Origin of the sequence: Affinirhizobium lemnae (genome assembly GCF_022968395.1) — a bacterium.
GTDB lineage: Bacteria > Pseudomonadota > Alphaproteobacteria > Rhizobiales > Rhizobiaceae > Neorhizobium > Neorhizobium lemnae.
In genome coordinates, this window is the sequence record NZ_JALJQZ010000029.1 from 44,890 (window position 1) to 53,165 (window position 8,276).

The following is an 8,276-nucleotide window of genomic DNA, read 5'->3' on the forward strand; positions in this document are numbered from 1 at the left end:
AACCCTTGTTGCAGCATGCCTCATCGCTGAGGCGGTCAAGCGGCCGCACCGGCGGACATCGGTTTCTGCCAGCGCTCCGTCCGCATCCGGTTGCGACGCTGCTGGCGCTTTGTGTCGCGCTTTTCAGCCTGCTGCCGCTTGGTTTCATTGTGCTGGTGACTTTCGATGTCGGCTGGGAAACAGTGCGCGAACTGGTGTTTCGTCCCCGCGTTGGCGAACTGCTGATCAACACGGTCTACCTCGAAGTCGTCACCATCCCGATCTCGATTGTCGTAGCGGTGGGTCTTGCCTGGCTGACGGAGCGGACGGATCTGCCGTTTCGGCGTTTCTTTTCGGGGCTTGCGGTCGCGCCGCTTGCCATTCCGGCTTTCGTTCACAGCTATGCCTGGATCACGTTCCTGCCCGGCATGCGTGGCCTGTGGAGTGCCGTCTTCGTGGCGGTCCTCGCCTATTATCCATTTCTCTATCTGCCGGTTGCCGCCTCGCTTCGCAGGCTCGATCCCGCGCTGGAAGATGCCGGTGCGTCGCTTGGCCTGTCACCGCTCCGGGTCTTTCTTCGTGTGGTCCTGCCGCAGCTTCGCCTTGCCATCTGCGGCGGCTCATTGCTGATTGCGCTGCATCTGCTGTCCGAATACGGGCTGTTCGTGATGATCCGCTTCGATACCTTCGCGACTGCCATCGTCGATCAGTTCCAGTCTTCCTATAACAGCCCTGCCTCCAACATGCTGGGCGGGGTTCTGGTGCTCTGCTGCCTGCTTCTTCTGCTGCTGGAAATAATCCTGCGCGGCAACGAGCGCTATGCGCGGGTTGGCACAGGCACTGCCCGTCCGTCCGTCGTTCATGCACTCGGCGCGCTGACCCTGCCGTGCCTCCTGCTGCCAATCCTCGTCGCCGGTCTTGCCATCGGTGTACCGCTCTACACATTGGGGCGCTGGATGTGGCTGGGCGGACTTGCCATCTGGCAGGCCGATATGCTGGGCAACGCCCTGCTTCAGACACTTGTGCTGTCCCTGGTCGGCGGTGTGCTGGCGACCGCTCTGGCCGCACCTATGGCGTGGCTCTCCGTGCGGGCGCCCGGCCGTGTGCAGCGGGTTCTGGAAGCGTGCCACTACTATGTCGGCTCACTTCCGGGTGTCGTCGTGGCGCTGGCGCTGGTGACTGTCACGGTGCGCTACTTCATGCCGCTTTACCAGACCTTCGCTACACTTCTGGCGGCCTATGTTCTTCTTTTTCTGCCGCGCGCCATGGTGGGCTTGCGCGCCAGCATTGCGCAGGCGCCGGTGGAGCTGGAGCGAGCTGCGACCGCGCTTGGGCGACCACCGCGGCGGGCAGTGTTCGAGATTACCTTCCGGCTTGCGGCACCGGGAGCCGCGGCCAGCGTGGCACTCGCCGCTCTCGGCATCGCCAATGAGTTGACGGCAACGCTGATGCTTTCGCCGCTTGGCGTGGATACGCTCGCCACCCGCTTCTGGTCGTTGACGAGCGAGATCGACTATGTTTCCGCCGCGCCCTATGCGGTGATGATGGTGGTGCTTTCCATGCCGATGACGCTCTATCTTCATCTCCAATCCAAGCGGGTGGCGGGACAATGACCGTGCTTTCCATCGAAAACGTCTCCAAGCGCTATGGCAAGGTGCAGGCGTTGGATCAGGTGAGTGTCGAAGCCATGTCCGGCATGCGCACCGCCGTCGTTGGCCCCTCCGGCTCCGGCAAGACGACGCTTCTGCGGATGATTGCGGGTTTCGAGACGCCGGATAGCGGGCACGTTTCAGTTGGTGGCGAGCTGCTGGCTGACGCCGAGACAAGCGTGCCGGCACATCTTCGTTCGATTGGTATCGTCGCTCAGGATGGCGCGCTGTTTCCCCACCTGACGGTTGCGGACAATATCGGCTTCGGCATTTCCCGCACGGACCGCCAGCGCAACGAGCGAATTCTCTCCCTGCTGGATATGGTGGAACTGGATCAGGGCATGCTGTCGCGCCGTCCGCACCAGCTGTCCGGCGGTCAGCAGCAGCGTGTGGCGCTTGCCCGTGCGCTGGCCTGTCGTCCGCGCCTGATGCTGCTGGACGAGCCATTCTCCGCGCTGGATACCGGCCTGCGGGAGAACATGCGCAAAACGGTATCTCGTCTGTTGCAGTCGGCGGGTGTCACCACAATTCTGGTGACGCATGACCAGGAGGAGGCGCTTTCCTTCGCCGATCGCGTGGTGGTGATGCGCGAGGGCAGGGTGGTGCAGGCGGGCACGCCGCAGGAGCTTTATTTCCACCCGAAGGATCGTGCCACGGCTCTTTTCATGGGCGATGCCGTGCTGCTTCCGGCCATTGCCAAGGGCAGCATCGCCAATTGCGCCCTGGGCAATGTGTCCATTGCCGGTCATCACAAGGGCAAGGTGGAAATTATGCTTCGGCCCGAGCAGATCCGTATCGCGACCGACAGCGGCTCCGACGACACCACGGGGCAGGTTGTCGATGTGGAATTTTCAGGCGCGACCTCCACCATCGCCGTTGCGCTGAATGGCGCAGCGCTGCCGCCTATTCGCATCAAGACTTCCAGCGTAGCGCTTCCGTCACCCGGTTCCTATGTGCGTCTCGATGTCGCGGAAAAGGCTCACGTCCTGGAGGCATGATTTTTTCTTACCTGTTGCAAGACAAGCCGGTTGCACAATGGTCTGGCCTCAAGATGAAGAGGCTTTAACTTTGCCTCTTCATGGAATCCGCCTATATCGGGCTCCATGATATTTTCATCCATCGCGCGCCGTTTCGAAACCTGGCTAGATCCCTTCGCACACAAGGACAATCTGCGCCCGCCATCCGGCACCATCGCTTTCATCTGGTTCTATATACGCCAAGCCAAATCTCCCTTTGTCGCCATGCTGGTACTGGGGGGTATGACGGCTGCCATCGAGGCGGCCCTCTTCTGGTTTGTAGGCCGGCTGGTCGATATTCTGGCGGGAACGGACCGAGCCGCCGGATGGGCCGGTCTTCTGGCCGCGCACGGCTGGGAACTGGCAGGCATGCTGGTGCTGATTGCGCTTGTCCGGTTTCTTGTCGCCATGGCCAATGCACTGGTGGACCAGCAGATCATCACGCCGGGATTTTACAATCTCGTGCGCTGGCAGAGTTACCAGCACGTGGCGCGCCAGTCGCTCTCGTTTTTCCAGAACGATTTCGCGGGCCGCATCGTCACCAAGGTCTGGTCCGGCGGACAGGCGACCGGCGATCTCGTGACCTCCCTCATGGAAAGTGTCTGGTTTGTCGGCATTTATTCGGTCTCGATGCTGACGCTCGTCGGCGGTCTGGATTGGCGCCTTGCGGTGATCGTGTTGGTCTGGGTCGGCATTTTCTCGATGCTTGCGCGCTATTTCGTGCCGCGAATCCGTTTCCATTCGCGCGAGACGGCGGAGGCCGCATCCATGCTGAACGGGCGTATGGTCGATGCCTACAGCAATATCCAGACGCTGCGCCTGTTCGGGCGTGACGAAGCCAATGATCGCTATATGCGCGAGGGCTTCGAGGTCTTCCAGAACACGACGCTGATGTTCACGCGGTTCATTACCGGCGTGCGCGCGTCCATGGCTTTGCTGTCCGGCGTCATGATCACCAGCATGGCCGCGCTGTGCATCCATCTCTGGCTGGATGGGCGGATCAGTTCCGGTGCCGTGGCCTTTACGCTGGCGCTGGTGCTTCGCCTGAATTTTCTGCTGGGGCGGCTGATGACGCAGTTCAACGGCATCATGCGAAACTACGGTACCGTGCAGAATGCGGCCGACCTGATTTCGCAGCCGATCGATCTCGCAGATCCGCCAAACGCCCCGGCGCTCGTGGTGCGCGAGCCGGAAATCCGTTTCGAGGATGTGAGCTTTCACTATGGTCGCGGGAAAGGCGTGCTCGAGCATCTCAATCTCACGATACGCCCCGGCGAAAAGGTGGGCATCGTTGGGCGTTCGGGCGCGGGAAAGTCCACCCTGGTCAATCTGCTTCTGCGCTTCTACGACCTCGAAGGCGGCCGCATTCTCATCGACGGGCAGGATATCTCGAAGGTCCGCCAGGAGAGCCTGCGCGCTCAGATCGGCATGGTCACGCAAGATACGTCGCTGCTGCATCGCTCTGTGCGTGACAACATTCTGTTCGGGCGTCCGGATGCGAATGAGGCTTTGCTGGTGCAGGCGGCAAAACGCGCCGAAGCCTATGATTTTATCGAGAAGCTTCAGGACCAGCGGGGCCGAACGGGCTTTGATGCGCATGTGGGAGAGCGCGGCGTGAAGCTGTCCGGCGGCCAACGCCAGCGTATTGCGATTGCGCGCGTCATGCTGAAAGATGCCCCGATCCTCGTTCTGGACGAGGCGACGTCCGCGCTTGATTCGGAAGTGGAGGCGGCCATTCAGGCGCATCTCGATGCGCTGATGCAGGGCAAGACGGTGCTTGCCATCGCCCATCGCCTCTCCACCATCGCGGCTCTCGACCGGCTGATCGTGATGGACAAGGGCCGCATCGCGGAGCAGGGCACGCATGCGGAACTGATCGCGAGCGGCGGTCTCTACTCTGAATTGTGGGCGCGGCAATCCGGCGGGTTTATTGCGGTTGAGCCCGGCACGGACTGAAGCGCATACTCTCTGAGGAACGCCATCCCGCCTTGATCTATATCAAGTGTGGTGTGCGGGCGGCCTCATGGGGGTCAAACCTGACATTCGCAAGATGTGCGACATTCTATCTCACTGGCGCACAGCCCCGTTCCAGCGAATCATGCTAGTGACAGTTGATAAGGTCCGGGGCAGGGCGTGCCGTGATCATCGCTCCAGGGGGAGCGGTGTTGCGTTGCGCCCTCTGGGCGCGACAATCTGCCGTTAGCTGAGTGGGGAGGCTGGACATATCCTCCGATCACGCTTAGACAAATTTCGGGGAGAATAGCGACCAATTGTGTCCGAATTGGACTCGCAAGGGTGAGGGGCAATGCAAATTCAGTACATTTCTGCGCAGAGGATGGGTTGAACGTGAGCGAGCACGACACGAATAGCGGCACCGTGGGCGAGCCCACACGCCGTGATTTCCTTTATTTGACAACAGGTATGGCAGGTGCGGTTGGTGCCGTTGCGGTTGCATGGCCCTTTATCGATCAGATGCGGCCTGATGCTTCGACGCTTGCGCTCGCCTCCATCGAGGTGAACGTGGCCAGCGTCCAGCCGGGCATGTCGCTGACGGTGAAGTGGCGCGGCAAGCCCATCTTCATCCGCAACCGCACGCCGAAGGAAGTTGAAGAAGCCAAGGCCGTGGCTCTGGCGGACCTCAAGGACCCGGTCGCGCGCAACGCCAACCTCGCGGCCGATGCCAAGGCAACGGATCTGGACCGTTCCGCGGGCAAGGATAAGGAAAACTGGATCGTCATGGTCGGCTCCTGCACCCATCTGGGTTGCGTTCCGCTCGGCCAGTCCGGTGATTTCGGCGGCTGGTTCTGTCCTTGCCACGGCTCGCACTATGATACGGCGGGTCGTATTCGCAAGGGTCCGGCCCCGCAGAACCTTGCAATTCCGACATTTACATTTGCTTCCGATACTGTGATCCGGATCGGCTGAGGGGACACGACATGAGTGGTGGGCATTCCAACTATCAACCATCGACGGCTGTCGAAAAATGGATCGACGCGCGGCTTCCCCTGCCTCGCCTGATGTATGACAGCTTCGTCGCTTATCCTGTTCCGCGCAACCTGAACTACGCCTACACCTTCGGCGGCATGCTGGCCGTGATGCTGGTGGTTCAGATCCTGACCGGTGTGGTTCTGGCCATGCATTATGCGGCGGAAGTCACCGTCGCCTTCAATTCCGTCGAAAAGATCATGCGCGACGTGAACCACGGCTGGCTGCTGCGCTACATGCATGCCAACGGCGCGTCGTTCTTCTTCATCGCGGTGTATCTGCACATTGCCCGCGGCTTGTACTACGGCTCCTACAAGGCGCCCCGCGAAATCCTGTGGATCCTCGGCGTGGTGATCTTCCTGTTGATGATGGCAACCGCCTTCATGGGCTATGTTCTGCCCTGGGGCCAGATGTCATTCTGGGGTGCAACGGTCATCACCGGCTTCTTCACGGCTTTTCCGCTGGTTGGCGAGTGGATCCAGCAGTTCCTGCTCGGCGGCTTTGCCGTTGACCAGCCGACGCTGAACCGCTTCTTCGCCCTGCATTACCTGCTGCCGTTCATGATCGCAGGCGTTGTCATCTTGCACGTCTGGGCGCTGCATGTGACGGGCCAGACCAACCCGACGGGCGTTGAAGTCAAGACCAAGACCGATACGGTTCCCTTCACGCCTTACGCGACGTTGAAGGATGCTCTTGGTCTTTCGGTGTTCCTGATGGTCTATGCCTGGTTCGTCTTCTACATGCCGAACTATCTGGGTCACCCGGATAACTACATCATGGCGGATGCGCTGAAGACCCCGGCACACATCGTTCCGGAATGGTACTTCCTGCCGTTCTACGCCATGCTGCGTGCAATCACTTTCAACGTCGGCCCGATCGATTCCAAGCTCGGTGGCGTTCTGGTGATGTTCGGCGCGATCATCGTGCTGTTCTTCCTGCCGTGGCTCGATACGTCGAAGGTTCGTTCCGCAGTGTATCGTCCTTGGTACAAGCTGTTCTTCTGGATCTTCGTGGCCAACTCCATCATGCTGGGCTGGCTCGGCGCCATGCCGGCGGATGGCCTCTACGTCATCTTCTCCCAGATCGGAACGGCCTACTACTTCGGCTTCTTCCTCATCATCATGCCTCTTCTCGGCCTTCTGGAAACGCCGCGCAGAATACCAAACTCGATTACCGAAGCGGTTCTCGAGAAGCAGGGTAAACCTGCGGCGGCTCAGGCCTGAAGCGAGAGAGAGGATAACGATAATGAAAAAGCTTGTAACGAGCCTCGCTCTGGTCGCCTCTCTTACAGCCTTTGGCATCTCTTCGGCACAGGCCGAAGAGGGACACGGTCTGGCGGAAGCAACGCAGCACGCAATTCAGGGTGGCCACTTTCCCGTCCTAAAGCCGAAGAACCTTGAGTGGTCCTTTGCCGGTCCGTTTGGAAAATACGAAAAAGGTCAGTTGCAGCGCGGCCTGAAGATCTACAAGGAAGTTTGTGCCGCCTGTCACTCGATGAATCTGGTGGCGTTCAGAACGCTTGAGAACCTCGGTTACTCTGAAGCGCAGGTGAAAGCCTTCGCTTCGGAATATGAAGTTCAGGACGGCCCGAATGATGATGGTGAGATGTTCACCCGCAAGGCCGTGCCTTCGGATCACTTCCCGTCACCATTCCCGAACAAGCAGGCCGCCGCAGCGGCCAATGGTGGCGCAGCTCCGCCGGACTTCTCGCTGATCGCCAAGGCGCGTGGCATTACCCGTGGCTTCCCGCTCTTTGTGGGTGACATCTTCACGCAGTATCAGGAAGGCGGTCCGGACTATATATACTCGCTGCTGACCGGTTACCAGGAAGCGCCGCAGGGTGTCGACGTTCCGACGGGAACGCATTTCAACCCGTATTTTGCCAATGCTGTCGCGCTTGCCATGGCGCCACCGTTGTCGGATGGCCAGGTGACCTATGACGACGGTTCACCGCAGACGCTCGACCAGTATGCGAAGGACGTTTCGGCCTTCCTGATGTGGGCTGCCGAGCCGCATCTCGAAGAGCGCAAGCGGACCGGTTTCATGGTCATGGTCTTCCTGGCGATCTTCACGATCCTGGTCTACCTGACGAAGAAGTCGGTTTATGCAAACAAGGAACATTGAGCCCAGCGCTCATATTCTCTAGAAAGGCGGCTTCGGCCGCCTTTTTTGTAATCAAAGTAAACCTCCACCTACGGTGGAGGACTGGACGAGTTCTACATCGTAGTGGAGAGACCTCCGGCTTGGACCGTTAGCGCGGACGAGACGTTAAACGGAGGTTTTATGGAAGAACGATCGCAATCGCATGCGACGTGGGACTGCAAGTACCATATCGTTTTTGCAAGCAAATACCGGACGAAACGCCTTTACGGGGACGTGCGTCGTGAATTGGGTGAGCTTTTGCATAGGCTTGCTCGACAAAAGGAATGCGAGATCCACGAAGGGCATCTTATGCCCGACCACGTGCATATGTTGATCTCGATCCCGCCGAAGTATTCAGTTGCGCATGTGGTTGGCTTTTTGAAGGGCAAGACTGCGCTCTACATCGCCAATAAATATGCCCGCAAACGGCGCTAGGCGGTAGTGACGATTTAGCTATTTGAGCCAGATGGCGATGGCTGCGAGTTTGACGAATCCCATGAAGTTG

General features: G+C 59.6%; 6 protein-coding genes and 1 pseudogene. All 7 read left to right on the top strand.

Annotated elements, in window-relative coordinates:
• Positions 1–26 precede the first annotated feature (26 nt).
• Complete coding sequence (locus tag MUU53_RS16510) at positions 27–1,592, top strand: ABC transporter permease (protein ID WP_377307187.1); 1,566 nt, start codon at positions 27–29, stop codon at positions 1,590–1,592.
• Positions 1,589–2,626, top strand: coding sequence for an ABC transporter ATP-binding protein (locus MUU53_RS16515; RefSeq protein WP_247261877.1), 1,038 nt, complete (start codon positions 1,589–1,591; stop codon positions 2,624–2,626). Before MUU53_RS16510 ends, MUU53_RS16515 begins: the two co-directional genes overlap by 4 nt.
• Positions 2,627–2,731: 105 nt before the next feature.
• Positions 2,732–4,600 carry an ABC transporter ATP-binding protein gene (locus tag MUU53_RS16520; RefSeq protein WP_247261878.1) on the top strand — a complete coding sequence of 623 codons (1,869 nt, stop codon included), beginning with the start codon at positions 2,732–2,734 and terminating at the stop codon, positions 4,598–4,600.
• Positions 4,601–4,990: 390 nt separating this feature from the next.
• Entirely contained in the window at positions 4,991–5,569 is a 579-nt protein-coding gene (gene petA, locus MUU53_RS16525; protein WP_062554737.1) for a ubiquinol-cytochrome c reductase iron-sulfur subunit, read from the top strand.
• Positions 5,570–5,580: 11 nt separating this feature from the next.
• Positions 5,581–6,852 carry a cytochrome b gene (locus MUU53_RS16530; RefSeq protein WP_247261879.1) on the top strand — a complete coding sequence of 424 codons (1,272 nt, stop codon included), beginning with the start codon at positions 5,581–5,583 and terminating at the stop codon, positions 6,850–6,852.
• 22 nt (positions 6,853–6,874) lie between these two features.
• Positions 6,875–7,753 (top strand): cytochrome c1, encoded by an 879-nt coding sequence (locus tag MUU53_RS16535; protein WP_247261880.1) that lies wholly within the window; start codon positions 6,875–6,877, stop codon positions 7,751–7,753.
• Positions 7,754–7,912: 159 nt separating this feature from the next.
• A pseudogene (gene tnpA / locus MUU53_RS16540) lies at positions 7,913–8,203 on the top strand (IS200/IS605 family transposase); the annotation flags it as partial.
• Between the last annotated feature and the right edge of the window lie 73 nt (positions 8,204–8,276).

What these genes read in the sequence shown, in the direction of transcription:
- MUU53_RS16515 (WP_247261877.1), top strand. Translation starts at nt 1,589, where the DNA reads ATGACCGTGCTTTCCATCGAAAACGTCTCCAAGCGCTATGGCAAGGTG.
- MUU53_RS16535 (WP_247261880.1), top strand. Translation starts at nt 6,875, where the DNA reads ATGAAAAAGCTTGTAACGAGCCTCGCTCTGGTCGCCTCTCTTACAGCC.
- MUU53_RS16520 (WP_247261878.1), top strand. Translation starts at nt 2,732, where the DNA reads ATGATATTTTCATCCATCGCGCGCCGTTTCGAAACCTGGCTAGATCCC.
- MUU53_RS16530 (WP_247261879.1), top strand. Translation starts at nt 5,581, where the DNA reads ATGAGTGGTGGGCATTCCAACTATCAACCATCGACGGCTGTCGAAAAA.